Below are 16,425 nucleotides of genomic sequence, written 5' to 3'. Positions count from 1 at the left end.
CGGCCGTCTGTCGGAGCCGTCGGTCAGAGGGCGTCCGGGCCGCGTTCGCCGGTCCGCACGCGGACGGCGGTGTCGACCGGGACGCTCCAGACCTTCCCGTCACCGATCTTGCCGGTACGGGCGGCCTTGACGACGACCTCGATGAGCTGTTCGGCGTCCTCGTCCTCGACGAGGACCTCGATGCGGATCTTGGGGACCAGGTCGACGGTGTACTCGGCGCCCCGGTAGACCTCGGTGTGGCCGCGCTGACGCCCGTAACCGCTGGCCTCGGTGACGGTCAGCCCCTGGACGCCGAAGGCCTGGAGGGCCTCCTTGATCTCGTCCAGGCGGTGCGGCTTCACGACCGCGGTGATGAGCTTCATGCGTCCACCTTCTTTGCCTTCGGTGCTGCTGTCGTGTCCTGGGCGGGTGCGGTGGTGCGGGAGACCGTGCCGCCGCCGGCGCCGCTGAAGTCGTACGCGGTCTCGGCGTGCTCGACCTGGTCGATGCCGGAGACCTCGACGTCCTCGGAGACCCGCATCCCGATGGTCTTGTGGAGCAGGAGGGCGATGAGGCCGGAGACGACCAGAGAGTACGCGAGGACCGCGGCGACGCCGACGACCTGCTTGCCGAGCTGTTCGACACCGCCGCCGTAGAAGAGGCCCTTGGCGTCGGACTGGACACCGCCCGTGGCGAAGAAGCCGACCAGGATCGAGCCGATGATGCCGCCGACGAGGTGGACGCCGACGACGTCCAGGGAGTCGTCGTAGCCGAACTTGTACTTCAGGCCGACGGCCATGGCGCACAGGACACCGGCGATGGCACCGACGGCGATGGCACCGAGCGGGGAGACGGATCCGCCCGCGGGGGTGATGGCGACCAGGCCGGAGACCGCGCCGGAGGCGGCGCCGAGCGTGGTGAAGGAACCGTGGCGCAGCTTCTCGTAGACGAGCCAGCCGAGGACGGCGGCGGCGGTGGCGACCTGGGTGTTGAGGAACATGACCGCGCCGACGCCGTCGTCGTTGCCGAGCCAGGATCCGGCGTTGAAGCCGAACCAGCCGAACCACAGCAGGCCCGCGCCGAGCATGACGAGCGGCAGGCTGTGCGGCCGCATCGGGTCCTTCTTGAAGCCGATGCGCTTGCCGATGACGAGGATCACGCCGAGGGCCGCGGCACCCGCGTTGATGTGGACCGCGGTACCGCCGGCGAAGTCGATGACGCCCATCTCGAAGAGCCAGCCGCCCGAGCCCCAGACCCAGTGGGCGACGGGGAAGTAGACGACCGTGACCCACAGGACGATGAAGATCGTCCACGCGGAGAACTTCACGCGGTCGGCCAGCGCGCCGCTGATCAGAGCCGGGGTGAGGACGGCGAACATCAGCTGGAAGACGGCGAAGACGTAGACCGGGATGGTGTAGCCGTCCCAGAGTTCGGTGACGCCGATGTTGCCGAGGCCGACGTAGTCGGAGCTCCAGCCGATGACCGAGCCGACGTCGGAGCCGAAGGCGAGGCTGAATCCGTAGAGCACCCACAGGATCGTGACGATCCCGAGGCTGATGAAGCTCATCATCAGCATGTTGAGGGTGCTCTTGACGCGGACCATCCCTCCGTAGAAGAAGGCCAGGCCGGGGGTCATGAGCATCACCAGGGCCGAGCAGATGAGCATGAACCCGGTGTTGGCGGCAGACAGCTCTGGGGCGTCTGCGGCAAGCGTCGTGATGCCTGGGGGCATCGGCGTCTCCTCGTCGTCGGAGCGGCCGCGGCGTGCGGGGGAAGGCTGCGGGACCACTGGGAAGGGTGCGGGCCGGTCAGGGGGTGTCCGGGATCATGGCCGGAGACCGCCTGTGCGCCATGAGATTGGCGGAGCGCCGTTTCCGGGGATGCCGCACGATGTTTCACGAGCGTGACGAAGAGGTGGTGCGTGTTACGTCGGAATGAATCCCGGGTGGCGGGTCCGGTGCCCTGCCTACCATGCAGCCCACGCCGCATACGGTCCGGTTGAAACGCCGCCGGATACCCCTGGGTGCCGTACAACGCGAACCGGCCGCGGCTCCTCTCCGGGTGACCAGGCGATGGGGGAGCCGAGTCGGGCTGTACGGAGGGGCGCCGCGGCCGGGGCCGGTGGTGCCGGGTCAGACCGCTTCGGCGGTCTCCGGCAGCTGTTCGCTGAGCAGGTCGGTGAGCCGGGCGACATCGGCGACATCGCCGAAGTCCCTGGCAGCGGTGTCGACGGTCTTGCGCAGCCGGGTGTTGACCCGCTCGGAGCGGACCTTCCTGGCGATCTTCAGGGCCTGTCCGGCGAGCACGGTGGACTGCTCGGGCTCGCGCTGGAGCAGGTGGACGGTGGCCATGCCGATGAGGTTGAGCGCGTAGGAGCGCTGGTGCTCGTCGTCCTCGCCGAACAGCTCGACGGCCTTCTCCATGACGGGCTCGGCGAGGGAGGCGTAGGTGGGGCTTCGGCCGGCGACATAGGCCAGGTCACGGTAGGAGTGGGCGTTCTCCCCGTTGAGTTCGGCCTCGGAGAAGAAGCGGATCCAGTCGGGCTCGGGCTCGCCGTCCAGTCCCGCGTCGAGGAAGGTGTCCTCGGCCATCCGGACCGCGCGCTTGCACTTGCTGGGCTGGCCCATGTTGGCGTAGGCGCGGGCCTCCATCGCATACAGCATGGCCTGGGTGCGGGGGGTGGCGCAGTCGCGGCTGCCGTACTGCGCGAGGTGGATGAGCTCCAGGGCGTCGTCGGGGCGGCCCAGGTGGATCATCTGGCGGCTCATGCTGGAGAGCACATAGCTGCCGAGCGGCTTGTCCCCGGCCTCCTTGGCGGCGTGCAGGGCGAGCACGAAGTACTTCTGGGCGGTGGGCTGGAGGCCGACGTCGTAGCTCATCCAGCCCGCCAGCTCGGCGAGCTCGGCGGCGCAGCGGAAGAGGCGCTGGGCGGTGGGTCCCGGCTGCGGCTCCTGCAACAGGTCGGTGACCTCGTGGAGTTGCCCGACGACGGCCTTGCGGCGCAGTCCGCCGCCGCACTGGGCGTCCCACTGCCGGAACATCGCGGTGGTCGACTCCAGCAGGTCCAGCTCGGGGCCGGAGAGCCGGGAGGGCCTGCGGGCGGCGGCCTCCGACTCCGGTTCGTCGGGGGCTTTGGCCGGGACGGGCACCAGCCAGCGCTGCATCGGCTCGATCAGCGCGGGCCCGGCGGCCAGCGCCAGCGAGCTGCCGAGGAAGCCGCGCCGGGCGAGCATCAGGTCGCTGCGGGAGAACTCGCTGAGCAGGGCGACGGTCTGCGGGCCCGCCCAGGGCAGGTCGACGCCGGCCACCGAGGGTGACTGGTGCGCGGTGCGCAGCCCGAGGTCCTCGACGGCGACCACGGCGCCGAACCGCTCGGAGAACAGCTCGGAGAGGATGCGCGGGATCGGCTCGCGCGGCTGCTCGCCGTCGAGCCAGCGCCGCACCCGGGAGGTGTCGGTACTGATGTGGTGGGCGCCCATCTGCCGCGCCCGCCGGTTGACCTGGCGCGCCAGCTCGCCCTTGGACCAGCCACTGCGCACGAACCACGACCCCAATTGCCCGTTGGGGCGCTTACCGGCATCCGTATCGCCTGCGCCGCTGCCACTCACTGGAACGCCCCCATCCCGCTGAATCCTCTTGTCGCGCGAACCATTATCAGAATGCCGTGCATCGGTGCTGCTCGTACGGGAGTTGCACACGATCGAACAGGAAAGCGGGTTGCCTGGGGCATACCCGTGGCCGCACATTCTCCCAGGACCCGTGTACCGACGGTAATCCTACGATCACCACTCCCGCGACGGGGATCGCGGAAACGCCACCATTCGCCACCCCTTCGAATGAACCCGACTGCCTCCCGGCGCGCTTGACTTGGGCCACGACGACCGAGGGCGAGCGTACGGCTGCGCCTGGGGGCGCGCGAACCGTGCCGCACCACTGCGCACAACCACTCGATCGAGTCGCAGCGACGGTTGGGTCACCCGAGCGCTCCGGGTCGTAACCACCGATGAGTCGGACCCGTTGGAGGGGGCATGGGCTTCACGATCGGCGGCATCCGTGAGAAACGTTCCGGCGCGCGACGGCGCGGCCGCGGCACCGAGGGCACCGCGGTGGCCGAGTACACAGGACTCCGGGGCTGGGCCGTGGTGCCCGGCACCCGGGCCGAGGCCGGCGCCTGCTCCTGCGGGCAGCGGGCCTGCTCCTCCCCCGGCGCCCATCCGCTCGGCTTCGCCCGGGAGGTCCCGGCGGGGGCCGGTCTCGACGCCGCGGCGGACGCCTGGGGCGAGACGCCGGGCGCCTCGATGCTGCTGCCGGTGGGCCGCACCTTCGACGTCCTGGACGTCGCGGAGCAGGCCGGGCGGCGCGCCCTGGTGCGGATGGAGCGGATGGGATTGCCGCTGGGTCCGGTGGCGGTGACGCCGACCGGCCGGGCGCAGTTCTTCGTCGCCCCCGGAGCCGCCGCCGAACTGCCCGGCCTGCTCTACCGCATGGGCTGGGACGACGCGGACCTGGACCTGCGGGCGCTCGGTCCGGGCACGCACATCACCGCCCCGCCCTCCGACCTCGGCGGCCTCGGCCCGGTCCGCTGGCTGCGCCCACCGGTGCTGGACACCGCCGCCACTCCCCCGCGGGCGCGGCTGCTGCTGGGGACGCTGGCGTACGTCTGCCACCGCTCGTAACGGATACGGGAACGGCGGACGGGAACGGCGGACGGAACGGCGGACGGGAACGGCGGACGGAACGGCGGACGGGAACGGCGGACGGGCGGCAGGCTCCCGTGGGAGCCGCCGCCCGTCCGCCGTACGCAAGGGTGTGAGCCCGCGTCAGTCCCCGATCAGCGCGTCCACGAAGGCGCCGGACTCGAACGGAGCCAGGTCGTCCGCCCCCTCCCCCAGCCCGATCAGCTTCACCGGTACGCCCAGCTCGCGCTGGACCGCGATGACGATGCCGCCCTTGGCGGTGCCGTCGAGCTTGGTGAGGACGATGCCGGTGATGTCCACGACCTCGGCGAAGACCCGGGCCTGCACGAGGCCGTTCTGCCCGGTGGTGGCGTCCAGGACCAGCAGGATCTCGTCCAGCGGACCGTGCTTCTCGACGACCCGCTTGACCTTGCCCAGCTCGTCCATGAGACCGGTCTTGGTGTGCAGCCGGCCGGCGGTGTCGATGAGGACGACGTCGGCCCCCTCGGCGATGCCCTCCTTGACCGCGTCGTAGGCGATCGACGCCGGGTCGCCGCCCTCGGGCCCGCGGACCGTACGGGCTCCGACGCGCTCGCCCCAGGTCTGGAGCTGGTCGGCGGCGGCGGCGCGGAAGGTGTCGGCCGCGCCGAGCACCACGCTGCGGCCGTCGGCGACGAGCACCCGCGCCAGCTTGCCGGTGGTGGTGGTCTTGCCGGTGCCGTTGACGCCGACGACCATCACGACGCCCGGGGTCTCGGCGCCGCCCTCGGTCTTGACCTCGCGGTCGAAGTCCGGGCCGAGCAGGGTGATCAGTTCTTCGCGCAGCAGGGCACGCAGGTCCTCGGGGGTGCGGGTGCCGAGCACCCGGACGCGCTCGCGGAGCCGCTCGACGAGTTCCTGGGTGGGGGCGACGCCGACGTCGGCGGTGAGGAGGGTGTCCTCGATCTCCTCCCAGGTGTCCTCGTCCAGGTTGTCCCGGGACAGCAGCGTGAGCAGCCCCTTGCCGAGCGAGTTCTGCGAGCGGGCGAGCCGGGCCCGCAGCCGGACGAGCCGGCCCTCGGTGGGCTCGGGGATCTCCAGCGCGGGCGGCGCCGGAGCCTCGACGACCGGGGTCTCCTCGACGGGCGCGGTGGCGTCCGGGAGGCCGACTTCGTCGATGGTGCGCCGCGCTTCGTCGCGCGGCGTCTCGGCCTCCTCGCCGACACGCGGTTCGGCGGGAGGGGTGATGGTCGGCGTGGACGGCGGCGGGGGCGGCAGCTTCTTCTTCTTGCGGCTGCCGACCACGAGCCCGCCGACCAGGCCGACAGCGACCAGGGCGATGACTACAGCGAGGATGACGATTTCGACGAGTTCCATAACCCGACCAGTATCGGCCACAGCCGCCGCGTGGGCACGGCCCCGCACGCCGTCCGGCCCTCCACCGAACCCCTATGCACCTTTTGGGCGTAGCGCGGCATGTTCATCCCTACACTTCTGACGACACGGCAGCTACGGTGCGCTCCGCCCGCCCACCCGGCGAAAGGGAACGCCCGTCATGGCCTTCACCGTGGTCCGGTTCAACCTCGTCGATCCCGAAGCCACCCCCGTAACCCACGCGGCCCGCTACCGGGCCGCCCTGGAGATGGCCGCGTACGCGGACGAGCACTCCGTCGACACCGTGCGGACCGAGGAGCACCACGGGGTGGCGAACTCCTGGCTGCCCTCCCCGTTCACCTTCGCCGGTGCGGTCTTCGGCGCCACCCGCCGGATCGCGGTGACGGTGTCGGCGATCATCGGCCCCCTGCACGACCCGCTGCGTCTCGCGGAGGACATCGCGGTGCTCGACCTGCTGAGCGCGGGCCGGCTGGTGACGGTCGCGGGGATCGGTTACCGGCCCGAGGAGTACGAGCGGGCGGGGGTCGAGTGGAGGCGGCGCGGCAGGCTCCAGGACGAGCTGCTGGAGACGCTGCTGACGGCCTGGACCGGGGAGCCGTTCCCGTACCGGGGGCGTACGGTACGCGTCACCCCGCGCCCGTACACCCGGCCGCATCCGCTGCTCCTGGTGGGCGGGGGCTCGCGGGCGGCGGCGCGGCGGGCGGCCCGGCTGGGGCTGCCGTTCTTCCCGAGCGCGCATCTGCCGGAGCTGGAGGCGTACTACCACCGGCAGCGGGAGGCTTACGGGACACAGGGGTACTGCGTGATGCCCGCGGCCCGGACGCCGCTGCTCCATGTGTCCGAGGACCCGGAGCGGGCGTGGGCGCTGCACGGGGAGCACCTGCTGCACGAAGCGCGGACGTACGCCTCCTGGCAGTCGAAGGACATCCGCTCGGCGGTGCGCTCGGCGGCCACGACGGTGGCGGAGCTGCGCGCGGAGGGGGTGTACCGGATCCTCACACCGCAGGCCCTGGCGGCGAGGGACGCGGACTCCCTGGTGCTGCATCCCCTATGCGGCGGGATGCCGGTGGAGGAAGGGTGGCGCAGCCTGCGGCTGTTCTGCTCGGCGCTGCGGACGCCGACTGCCCCGGCTCGGGGATGAGCCGGGGCAGCGGGTCGAGGAGAGGGGGCAGCGGGGGGTCAGCCCATCTCCTCCAGCGCCTTGCCCTTGGTCTCCTTCACGAACTTGAGCACGAAGGGGATCGAGAGCACGGCGAAGCAGGTGTAGATGATGTACGTCCCCGAGAGGTTCCAGTCGGCCAGGCTCGGGAAGCTCGCGGTGATGGCCCAGTTGGCGATCCACTGCGCGAAGACGGCGACGCCGAGTGCGGCGGCGCGCAGGCGGTTGGGGAACATCTCGCCCAGGAAGACCCAGACGACGACACCCCACGACAGGGCGAAGAAGAGCACGAACGTGTGGGCGGCGATCAGGGCCACGACACCCTGCGTCTCGGGCAGCTTGCCGTCGACCAGGTCGGCGGAGAAGGCCCAGGCCTCGACGGCGAGCGCGACCGCCATACCGACGGAACCGACGAGGGCGAGCGGCCTGCGCCCCACCCGGTCCACCAGCACCATGGCGATCACCGTACCGATGATGTTGATGATGGAGGTGGTGAACGAGTAGAAGAACGAGCCGCTCGGGTCGACACCGACGGACTGCCACAGCGTCGCCGAGTAGTAGAACGCCACGTTGATGCCGACGAGCTGCTGGAACATCGACAGGCCGATGCCGACCCAGACGATGGGCAGGAAGCCGAAGCGGCTGCCGAGCAGGTCCTTGAAGGAGGACTTGTGCTCACGGTGCATGGCGGTCTCGATCTCGGCCACGCGGGCGTCGAGGTCGATGTTCTTGCCTTCGACCTCCGCGAGGATCTTGCGTGCCTGGTCCTTCTTGCCGACCGAGATGAGGAAGCGCGGGGACTCGGGGATGGCGAAGGAGAGCAGGCCGTACAGGATGGCCGGGACGACCATCACGCCGAGCATCCACTGCCAGGCCTCCAGGCCCAGGATCTCGCCGCGCTGGTCGCCGTCGGCGATCTGCAGGACGGCGTAGTTGACCAGCTGGGAAATGGCGATGCCGATGACGATGGCGGCCTGCTGGAAGGAGCCGAGCCGGCCGCGGTAGGCGGGCGGGGAGACCTCGGCGATGTAGGCCGGGCCGATCACGGACGCCATGCCGATGGCGAAGCCGCCGATGACGCGCCACATCGCCAGGTCCCAGAGCGCGAACGGCAGCGCGGAGCCGATCGCACTGGCGGTGAAGAGCACCGAGGCGATCTGCATGCAGCGGATGCGGCCGATCCGGTCCGCGATCCGGCCGGCGGTGGCGGCGCCGATCGCACAGCCGATCAGCGCGACGGCGATGACCTGGGCGAGCGTCCCGGAGCCGATGTCGTACCGGTCACGGATGGCCTCGACGGCCCCGTTGATGACCGAACTGTCGTAGCCGAACAGGAAGCCGCCCATCGCCGCGGCCGCCGTGATGAAGATGACATGGCCGAGGTGGTCCGGATGGGCCGCTCGGGCTCCGGACTCCGGTCCGTTCGCTGTGCTGGTCACGTGAACTCCTGATGCCTGGCCCAAGTCAGAGGTGGGGGGTGAGCCTTCCCAGTGGGGCACAACATCCGGCCCGCCACCACTTGAAGGTGAAATTAACTTTGCAGAGGTTATGCGTTCAAGAAACGAAGTCAAACACCGGGGTCGGAACGACGTCTACCCAGGTCCGCGCAGAGCGTGCGTCGAACCTCTGATGATCCGGTAAAAAGTCAGCGCAGCCGCTGACTGATCACCTTGGAGACCCCGTCGCCCTGCATGGAGACGCCGTACAGCGCGTCGGCGACCTCCATCGTGCGCTTCTGATGGGTGATGACGATCAGCTGGGAGCTCTCCTGGAGCTCCTCCATGATCCGGATCAGCCGCTGCAGGTTGGTGTCGTCGAGCGCGGCCTCGACCTCGTCCATCACATAGAAGGGACTCGGCCGGGCCTTGAAGATGGAGACCAGCAACGCCACGGCCGTCAGGGAGCGCTCCCCGCCCGAGAGCAGGGAGAGCCGCTTCACCTTCTTGCCCGGCGGGCGGGCCTCGACGTCCACCCCGGTGGCGAGCATGTTGTCCGGGTCGGTCAGGATCAGCCGCCCGTCACCGCCGGGGAAGAGCCGGGCGAAGACGCCCTCGAACTCGCGGGCGGTGTCCCGGTACGCCTCGGTGAACACCTGCTCGACCCGCTCGTCGACCTCCTTGATCACCTGGAGCAGGTCGGCCCGGGTCTTCTTCAGGTCTTCGAGCTGTTCGGAGAGGAACTTGTGCCGTTCCTCCAGCGCCGAGAACTCCTCCAGCGCGAGCGGATTCACCTTCCCGAGTTGCTGGTACGCCCGTTCGGCCGACCGCAGCCGCTTCTCCTGTTCCGCCCGGACGAAGGGCTTCGGCCGGTTACGCGGATGCTCCGGGTCCTCCGGCAGCTCCTCGCCCTCCGCCGCGGGGGACGGCGGCACCAGCTGGTCGGGGCCGTACTCGGCGGTCAGCCCGGCCGGCTCCACACCCAGCTCCTCCAGGGCCTTCGTCTCCAACTGCTCGATGCGCAGCCGCTTCTCGGCGCCCAGCACCTCGCCCCGGTGGACGGAGTCGGTGAGCTTGTCCAGCTCACCCTTCAGGTCGCGGCTCCGGCCCCGCTCGGCGGCCAGCTCGCGCTCCCGCTCACCCTTGGCGGCCTCGGCCGAGGTCCGCTCCCGGTCGGCCCGTACGAGGGACACCTCGACGTGCGCCAGCAGTTGGCGGGCGCCGGAGGCGACGGCGGAGGCGACGGCCGCCTCGTGCCGCAGGCGGGCCCGGCGCTGCTCGGCACGGGCGCGGGCCTCGCGTTCGGTCCTGGCCGCCCGGTCGAGCCCGTCGGCGCGCCCGGCCAGCGACTTGACCCGTTCCTCGTGGGTACGGGCCTGGAGCCGGGCCTCCATCTCGGTCTGGCGGGCGTTGGCACCGTCGGCGGCGAGCCGGTCCCGTACGGAGGTGTCGGGCTCCTCCTCCACGGGCGCCTCCTGGGCCACCAGCAGCCGCTCGGCCAGCTCCTCCGCCTCCGCCACCGCCCGCTCCAGGGCCCCTTGGGCGCGGGCGGCGGAGGCCGTCATCCGCTCGGCCTCGCCCGCCGCGGCCCGGGCCTGCCCGGAGAGCCGGCCGAGCTGCTGGGCGACGCCCGACTTCTCCCGCTCGGCCACCCGCCGCCGCTCCCCCAGCTCCTCGACGAGCGCGGTGCCCTCCTCGCGCCGCTCCCCCGCCAGCCGCTGGGCCCGCGCCAGCTCCTCGCACCGCCCGGCGAGGTCGGCCAGCTCGGCGGCGGCCTCGTCCACGGAGGCCTGCACCTCCAGGAGGCTGGGTGCCCCGGCGGAGCCGCCGTGCGCGAAGTGGGCGGAGAGCACGTCCCCTTCACCGGTCACCGCCGTCAGCCCGGGGTGCGCGGCGACGAGGGCCTCGGCGTCCCGCAGGGTGGGGACGACGACCATGTCGCGTACGAGGCGGTGCACGGCGCGCATCAGGGGGGCGGGGCCGGTGACCAGGGCGGCCACGGCGGGGGCGGCGAGGCTGGTGACACTCTCGGTACGGCCCGGAGCGCCGGCCCCGGTCTCCGTCCTTCCCGGCCCTGCGGTCCTCGTAGGGCTGTGCGCTCCACCCTCCGCGCCGCCCGGCGCCTCGTCCTCCGCGCCACCGGGCGCTCCGCTCTGCGTGGGCAGCCGGGCGGCATGGCCCTCACCCGGTACGTGCTCCCCGCCCTGCCCCGGTACGTGACCGGCCCGGGGGCCCTCGTCGGCGCCCGCCGCCCCGCTCCCCAGCAGCATCGCCGCGCGCCCCGCGTCCCGCGCGCGCAGCAGCCGGATCGCCTCGGCGGCCGTGGCCGGGTCCCGGACCGCCACCGCGTCCGCCGCGGCACCGAGGGCGGCGGCGACCGGGACCTCGTACCCGGGCTCGACGGTGAGCAGTTCGGCGGCCGGGCCCAGCAGCCCCGCCGGCCGGTCCCGGGCGCCCAGCAGCGCGCCCGTACCGTCCTTGCGGCGCAGCCCCAGGGCCAGTGCGTCGTGCCGGGCCGCGACCGCCGCCCGCCTGCGCTCGGCGGCCGTCGCCTCCTCGCGGGCGGCGCTGTGGGCGGCCTGGGCCCCGGCGAGCGCCTGCTTGGCCTCCTCGTGGCGGGCGGTCAGCTCCTCGTCGTCCGCGTCCAGGCCTTCGACCTCGGCCCTGAGCTGCTCGTACTCCTCCTGGGCGGTGACCGCGCGCTCCTGCGCCTCGTCGCGGGAGGCGGCCAGCCGGTCGATCTCGGCCTGTGCCGAACCGGCCCGGCCGCGGGCCGCGTTGACCTGGCCGCTCAGGCGGGCCAGTCCTTCGCGGCGGTCCGCGATGGCCCGGGCGGCGTCCTTGAGGCGGCGCTCCTCGGCGGCCAGCTCGTGCTCCAGGTCGGCGCGGTGGGCGACGGTGTCCTCCAGCGCGTGTTCGGCCGCCTCCAGGCCCGCCGTCAGCTCCGCCTCCTGCTCGCGGATCCGGGCGGCCTCGCGCTCCAGGTCCTCGGGGTCACGGCCGCGGCGCTCCTCGGCGGGGGCCTCGGTGGCGCTCCTGACCCGGGCGTCGGCCAGCGAGACCGTGCCGCGGACCCGCTCGGCCAGTTGCGACAGCTCGTACCAGGTCTGCTGGGCCCGCTGGAGCCGCGGCGCGAGGCGGCGCACCTCACCCTCCAGCTCGGCCTCCCGGGTGAGGGCCGCCTTCAGCTCGGCCTCGGCCGCGTCCTTGCGCTTCTTCACCTCGGCCTCGTCGGCGATCTCGTCGCGCAGCGCGTCCCGCAGGGTCACCAGGTCGTGGGCGAGGAGCCGGAGGCGGGCGTCGCGCAGGTCGGCCTGGATGACGGCGGCCCGGCGGGCGACGGCGGCCTGCCGCCCGAGCGGCTTCAGCTGACGGCGCAGCTCGTCGGTGAGGTCCTGGACACGGGCCAGATTGGCGCCCATCGCGTCCAGCTTCCGCAGCGCCTTCTCCTTGCGCTTGCGGTGCTTGAGGACGCCGGCGGCCTCCTCGATGAAGGCCCGGCGGCCCATCGGGTCGGCGTGCAGGACGGAGTCCAACTGGCCCTGGCCGACGATGACGTGCATCTCACGGCCGATACCGGAATCGGAGAGGAGTTCCTGGATGTCCAGCAGCCGACAGGTGTCGCCGTTGATCTGGTATTCACTGCCGCCATTGCGGAACATGATCCGAGTGATCGTCACTTCGGCGTACTCGATGGGCAATGCGCCATCGGAATTGTCGATGGTCAGCGACACTTCGGCCCGGCCGAGCGGGGGCCGCCCGGTCGTCCCGGCGAAGATCACGTCTTCCATCTTGCCGCCGCGCAGGGATTTGGCCCCCTGTTCCCCCATGACCCAGGAGAGGGCGTCCACCACATTGGACTTTCCGGATCCATTGGGGCCGACGACGCAGGTGATCCCCGGTTCGAACCGCAGGGTGGTGGAGGATGCGAACGATTTGAAACCACGCAGGGTCAGGGCCTTGAGGTGCACGCCGCCGGACTCTACCTTTCCCGCTCGGTTTCGGTGATGAAGGTGCAGGGCACATCAGACGGTGAGCGAGGGGGCTGCGGCGGGGGCCGGGGGGTCCGGGCAAAGAAAAAAGGGACGCCGAAGCGTCCCTGTAGATCTTGTTCGCGTAGAACTTGTTCGCGTAGAACTTGCCGCGTAGATCCTGGTGCGGTCCTGCACGGCGCATCGCCACGGCGACCGGGGCGGTGCGCCGCCGGCAACCGGAGACAGAGAGCCCCCTCGGTCAGGGACCCGGTCCTCCGGGGACGGCGATCCGTGACGCAGGACGGATCAGATATAGAGAGATGTCACGAGGCTGCCGAGCATGCACAGCGACCGGCCCGAGGGGCCACCGGTCAGGTCAGTGCGGGCTCGCCCTGGGGTACGTCGATGTCGATGCTGTCGAGCAGCGACTCCTGGTGCTGAGCGGCGGCGTTGAGCGCGTCGTTCTCGTCCTGGATCCGGTTGAGCTCGGATTCCAGGTCCTGGACGCGCTGCTGGAGCCGTCGCATCTCGGCGAGGAGTCGCGGGTCGGAACCGCCGACGTAACCGAGAAGCGCCTTTGCCATGATGGATGGTCCTCCACAATGAGTGACCGACCGATGCGGTGTGGGTCGTCAGGGGATCGCACCCGCGGTGCTCGGCAGGGCTCTGTCACCACTGCGGTTCTGCTGCATATCAGCTCTACCGAACAGCTAAGGTGCGCGGGGTTTTCAGCGTCTCACCAAAAAGTTTGACGGTCAACACGATCACACCCCGTGGAGCCAGGTGTCCCGGGGGCGCGCGGCCGGACGATCATGCGGCGCGACTCTCCTGCGGGACCCCGACGGGTGTGGAGATCTTCGTCAATGCCGCAGCCTTGCACGACATTCCGCTTCTGGCAACCGTCGGTCTCCGCGCGGTCCTTCCGCAGGTCATTTCGGGTGCGGGGGTCCGAGGGGCCGACCGGTGACCGTTCGCCGCGCCGCGTTCACCGAGCGGATCCGCGGCGCCGGCACGACCCCGTATCAGCGGATGGCGAATCCGTCGTAACCGCCGCGCGGGGTGTCCCAGATCTCAGTGACTCCGTCTACCCGCCCGGGTGTGTCGGCGGAGCGCAGCCAGTCCAGCAGACGGTGGCAATTGTCACGTGACCCCTCGGCTACGACCTGCACCCGGCCGTCGTCGAGATTGAGTGCAAAGCCCACGAGTCCGCCGATCTCCAAAGCGTTTGCCCTGGTGAACCAGCGGAATCCTACTTGCTGTACTCGGCCGCGTACCCAGACGACCAGCCGTGCCTCTTCGTTCATGCCCGAACGCTAACCGGCCAATAGCTCCAAGGGCACGGCGGCCCCTTTGACCCATGGCGTACAGTCCCGTCGCAATAGCCTCACTCGATCGGGTGAGTATGGGAATGAAGATCGACCGGTAATCGGGTGACGTCGCCGTGACGTCCGGAGCATGAGGAAGGCACCGCGCATGGGACGCCACCGACGATCCGCCGCAGGCCCCGCCGCCGAGGAACCCGCGGCCGGAGCCTCCTCGCGGCACCGGGGCACGCGCCGGAAGAAGAAGTCCGCGGTGCCCCTGCGCACCGGGCTCCTCGGTGCGTCGGCCGCGATGGCGGTCGGCGCGGTCGCCGTCGCCTCGGGGCTGCTCCCCGGCGGCGACACCCACACCTCGGGCGGCAGATCGGCGGCCGACCAGGTGCGCACCGGCGGCGCCCCCGACCTGCTGACGCAGCAGGGCGGCTCCACCGCCCCGGCCGACCGCTCCGCCTCCCCCACCAGCCGGGGCAGCGAGCGCCCCGGGGCCCCGTCGAAGACGCCCACGAAGTCGCCGTCCACGACCCCCTCGAAGTCGCCCTCCAGCAGCGCGTCGAAGACCCCGTCGAAGCCGGCCGCGCCCTCCGCCACCCCCTCAAGGAAGCCGGTCACCACACCGTCCGAGAGGTCGAAGGCGCCCACCACGGCCCCGAAGAAGAGCACCGCCCCGGCGAGCAGGACTCCGGCGCCGCCGAAGAAGACCGTCGCCCCGCCGCCCAGCAAGAAGCCCGCCCCCTCACCCTCCGGCACCTCCGCCCGCGCCGAGGTGCTGGCCCTGGTGAACCAGGAGCGCGCGAAGGTCGGCTGCTCCCCGCTGACCACCAGCACCCCCCTCACCTCGCTCGCCCAGAACTTCAGCGAGGACATGGCGGCCCGCGGCTTCTTCGACCACACCGACCCGGACGGCGACACCCCCTGGGACCGGGCCGCCCAAGCCGGCGTGCAGGGACTCGGCGCGGAGAACATCGCCCGCGGCCAGGCCGACGCCCAGGCCGTGATGACCGCCTGGATGAACAGCGACGGCCACCGCGAGAACATACTCAACTGCGACTACAGGACGATCGGCATCGGCGTCCATGAGGGCTCCGGCGGCCCGTGGTGGACCCAGAACTTCGGCTTCTGACGCATCGCACCCCCGACTCACGCCCGCACCGCGCTCACTCGGAGTGGGCGCGGTGCGGGCGTAAGCTGATGAGATGGCCAGCGACCCGGGCGATCTCGCCTTCGACGTCTTCTCCCGGCAGTGCCCCTCGCGCTCCACGCTGGAGCACGCCACCGGCCGCTGGGGCAGTCTGACGCTGGGCGCGCTGTACGGGAACAGGCTCCGGTTCAACGAGCTGCGCCGCCGGGTCGACGGGGTCAGCGAGAAGATGCTCTCCCAGACGCTGCACGCCCTGGAGCGCGACGGGCTGGTCCTGCGGGACGCGCAGCCGGTCAATCCGCCCCGGGTGGATTACGAGCTCACCCCGTTCGGCCGCGAGGTCGCCGGGAGACTCATCGGGCTCATCCAGCTCGTCGAGGGGCGGATGGGTGACGTACTGACCGCCCGGACGCGCTACGACGAGAGCCGTGGCGGCCGCTGACAGCGCGGGCAGAAGTAGCTGGACCGGTTCATCCAGGCGCGGCGGCGCATCGGCGTCCCGCAGCGGCGGCACGGCTCGTCCTCCCTGCCGTACGCGTCGAGTGAGCGGTCGAAGTAGCCGGACTCGCCGTTGACGTTGACGTAGAGGCTGTCGAAGCTGGTGCCGCCCTGGGCGAGGGCCGCGTTCATCACGTCCCGGGCGTGGCCGAGCAGCTCGGCGGACCTGGGGCGGGTCAGGGTCGCGGTGGGCCGGTCGTAGTGGAGCTTGGCGCGCCAGAGCGCCTCGTCCGCGTAGATGTTGCCGACGCCGCTGATCAGCGACTGGTCCAGCAGCGCGCGCTTGACCGTCGTACGGCGCAGGCGCAGGGCCGTGTGGAACGCTGCGTCGTCGAAGAGCGGGTCGAGCGGATCCCGGGCGATGTGCGCGATGGTGTCGGGCAGGCCGTCGGGGGTGGTGTCGTGGAGCGAGAGCCCGCCGAAGGTGCGCTGGTCCACGAAGCGCAGCTCGGTACCGAGCGCGTCGTCGAACCGCAACCGGATGCGCAGGTGCTTCTCGTCGGGCGCGTCCGTGGGCCGGACCAGCAGCTGTCCGCTCATACCGAGATGACCCAGCAGCGAGGAGGCGGCCTCGTCGATCGGTACCCAGAGGTACTTGCCGCGCCGCATCGCCGTACCGAAGCGGACCCCGCGCAGCCGGGCGGCGAAGTCGGGGCCGCCCGCGAGGTGCCGGCGGACCGAGCGGGGGTGCAGGACCTCGACGTCGGTGACGGTCCGGCCGCTCACCCAGCGCTCCAGGCCCCGGCGTACGACTTCGACCTCGGGCAGCTCGGGCACGGTGGACCACTCCAGACACGACGACGGTAGTACGGGGGCGCGGTACCCGCTCCCCGGGACAGCGAGAACCCCCCGGTGCGCGGGGCACCGAG

At 71.5% G+C, this 16,425-nt stretch carries 13 protein-coding genes; 4 read left to right on the top strand and 9 right to left on the bottom strand.

The annotated features are described in order from the left end of the window. Positions 1-23: 23 nt before the first annotated feature. The 3 genes from ACIQAK_RS26590 to ACIQAK_RS26580 form a co-directional block, all read right to left on the bottom strand. Positions 24-362: a P-II family nitrogen regulator gene (locus ACIQAK_RS26590; RefSeq protein WP_006127894.1), complete on the bottom strand. Its 339-nt coding sequence runs from the start codon at positions 360-362 to the stop codon at positions 24-26. Then, on the bottom strand, positions 359-1,711 hold the full coding sequence (locus ACIQAK_RS26585) for an ammonium transporter (RefSeq protein ID WP_366387704.1): 1,353 nt from the start codon (positions 1,709-1,711) through the stop codon (positions 359-361). Before ACIQAK_RS26585 ends, ACIQAK_RS26590 begins: the two co-directional genes overlap by 4 nt. A 400-nt stretch (positions 1,712-2,111) precedes the next feature. Continuing rightward, the gene (locus tag ACIQAK_RS26580; protein ID WP_366387703.1) at positions 2,112-3,587 is read right to left on the bottom strand and encodes a hypothetical protein; all 1,476 of its coding nucleotides are present in this window, start codon (positions 3,585-3,587) and stop codon (positions 2,112-2,114) included. Positions 3,588-4,007: 420 nt separating this feature from the next. On the opposite strand from ACIQAK_RS26580, the gene ACIQAK_RS26575 reads away from it, so the two are divergent. Further along, positions 4,008-4,655 carry a bifunctional DNA primase/polymerase gene (locus ACIQAK_RS26575; RefSeq protein WP_366387702.1) on the top strand — a complete coding sequence of 216 codons (648 nt, stop codon included), beginning with the start codon at positions 4,008-4,010 and terminating at the stop codon, positions 4,653-4,655. A gap of 144 nt (positions 4,656-4,799) precedes the next feature. On the opposite strand, the gene ftsY is transcribed toward ACIQAK_RS26575, so the two are convergent. Further along, positions 4,800-6,011 carry a signal recognition particle-docking protein FtsY gene (gene ftsY / locus ACIQAK_RS26570; protein ID WP_366387701.1) on the bottom strand — a complete coding sequence of 404 codons (1,212 nt, stop codon included), beginning with the start codon at positions 6,009-6,011 and terminating at the stop codon, positions 4,800-4,802. Positions 6,012-6,189: 178 nt separating this feature from the next. Here ftsY and ACIQAK_RS26565 point away from each other — a divergent pair, with 178 nt between their 5' ends. Continuing rightward, positions 6,190-7,170 carry an LLM class flavin-dependent oxidoreductase gene (locus ACIQAK_RS26565; RefSeq protein ID WP_366387700.1) on the top strand — a complete coding sequence of 327 codons (981 nt, stop codon included), beginning with the start codon at positions 6,190-6,192 and terminating at the stop codon, positions 7,168-7,170. Between the two features lie 38 nt (positions 7,171-7,208). Here ACIQAK_RS26565 and ACIQAK_RS26560 read toward each other — a convergent pair whose 3' ends face one another. The 4 genes from ACIQAK_RS26560 to ACIQAK_RS26545 all read right to left on the bottom strand — a co-directional run bounded on the left by ACIQAK_RS26560 (position 7,209) and on the right by ACIQAK_RS26545 (position 13,902). Further along, complete coding sequence (locus ACIQAK_RS26560) at positions 7,209-8,627, bottom strand: sugar porter family MFS transporter (protein ID WP_366387699.1); 1,419 nt, start codon at positions 8,625-8,627, stop codon at positions 7,209-7,211. 206 nt (positions 8,628-8,833) lie between these two features. Beyond that, positions 8,834-12,595, bottom strand: a complete 3,762-nt coding sequence (locus ACIQAK_RS26555) for an AAA family ATPase (protein ID WP_366387698.1) — start codon at positions 12,593-12,595, stop codon at positions 8,834-8,836. 374 nt (positions 12,596-12,969) lie between these two features. Continuing rightward, complete coding sequence (locus ACIQAK_RS26550; RefSeq protein WP_003965973.1) at positions 12,970-13,182, bottom strand: hypothetical protein; 213 nt, start codon at positions 13,180-13,182, stop codon at positions 12,970-12,972. Between the two features lie 438 nt (positions 13,183-13,620). Beyond that, on the bottom strand, positions 13,621-13,902 hold the full coding sequence (locus ACIQAK_RS26545; protein WP_366387697.1) for an acylphosphatase: 282 nt from the start codon (positions 13,900-13,902) through the stop codon (positions 13,621-13,623). Between the two features lie 169 nt (positions 13,903-14,071). On the opposite strand from ACIQAK_RS26545, the gene ACIQAK_RS26540 reads away from it, so the two are divergent. Further along, complete coding sequence (locus ACIQAK_RS26540; RefSeq protein WP_366387696.1) at positions 14,072-15,040, top strand: CAP domain-containing protein; 969 nt, start codon at positions 14,072-14,074, stop codon at positions 15,038-15,040. 73 nt (positions 15,041-15,113) lie between these two features. Continuing rightward, positions 15,114-15,500 (top strand): helix-turn-helix domain-containing protein, encoded by a 387-nt coding sequence (locus ACIQAK_RS26535; protein ID WP_366387695.1) that lies wholly within the window; start codon positions 15,114-15,116, stop codon positions 15,498-15,500. On the opposite strand, the gene mutM is transcribed toward ACIQAK_RS26535, so the two are convergent. Continuing rightward, positions 15,473-16,333 (bottom strand): bifunctional DNA-formamidopyrimidine glycosylase/DNA-(apurinic or apyrimidinic site) lyase, encoded by an 861-nt coding sequence (gene mutM, locus ACIQAK_RS26530; RefSeq protein WP_366387694.1) that lies wholly within the window; start codon positions 16,331-16,333, stop codon positions 15,473-15,475. The genes ACIQAK_RS26535 and mutM overlap by 28 nt on opposite strands. Between the last annotated feature and the right edge of the window lie 92 nt (positions 16,334-16,425).

This window comes from Streptomyces sp. NPDC088706, assembly GCF_044752765.1.
Classification (GTDB): Bacteria; Actinomycetota; Actinomycetes; order Streptomycetales; family Streptomycetaceae; genus Streptomyces.
The sequence above is the reverse complement of the archived record's forward strand: the minus strand, read 5'-3'. Positions and strand labels throughout refer to the sequence as shown.

Coding starts and splice junctions, on each gene's coding strand:
- ACIQAK_RS26590 (WP_006127894.1), bottom strand. CDS start 362: ATGAAGCTCATCACCGCGGTCGTGAAGCCGCACCGCCTGGACGAGATC.
- ACIQAK_RS26550 (WP_003965973.1), bottom strand. CDS start 13,182: ATGGCAAAGGCGCTTCTCGGTTACGTCGGCGGTTCCGACCCGCGACTC.
- ACIQAK_RS26545 (WP_366387697.1), bottom strand. CDS start 13,902: ATGAACGAAGAGGCACGGCTGGTCGTCTGGGTACGCGGCCGAGTACAG.
- ACIQAK_RS26535 (WP_366387695.1), top strand. CDS start 15,114: ATGGCCAGCGACCCGGGCGATCTCGCCTTCGACGTCTTCTCCCGGCAG.
- ACIQAK_RS26575 (WP_366387702.1), top strand. CDS start 4,008: ATGGGCTTCACGATCGGCGGCATCCGTGAGAAACGTTCCGGCGCGCGA.
- ACIQAK_RS26540 (WP_366387696.1), top strand. CDS start 14,072: ATGGGACGCCACCGACGATCCGCCGCAGGCCCCGCCGCCGAGGAACCC.
- ACIQAK_RS26585 (WP_366387704.1), bottom strand. CDS start 1,711: ATGCCCCCAGGCATCACGACGCTTGCCGCAGACGCCCCAGAGCTGTCT.
- ACIQAK_RS26565 (WP_366387700.1), top strand. CDS start 6,190: ATGGCCTTCACCGTGGTCCGGTTCAACCTCGTCGATCCCGAAGCCACC.
- ftsY (WP_366387701.1), bottom strand. CDS start 6,011: ATGGAACTCGTCGAAATCGTCATCCTCGCTGTAGTCATCGCCCTGGTC.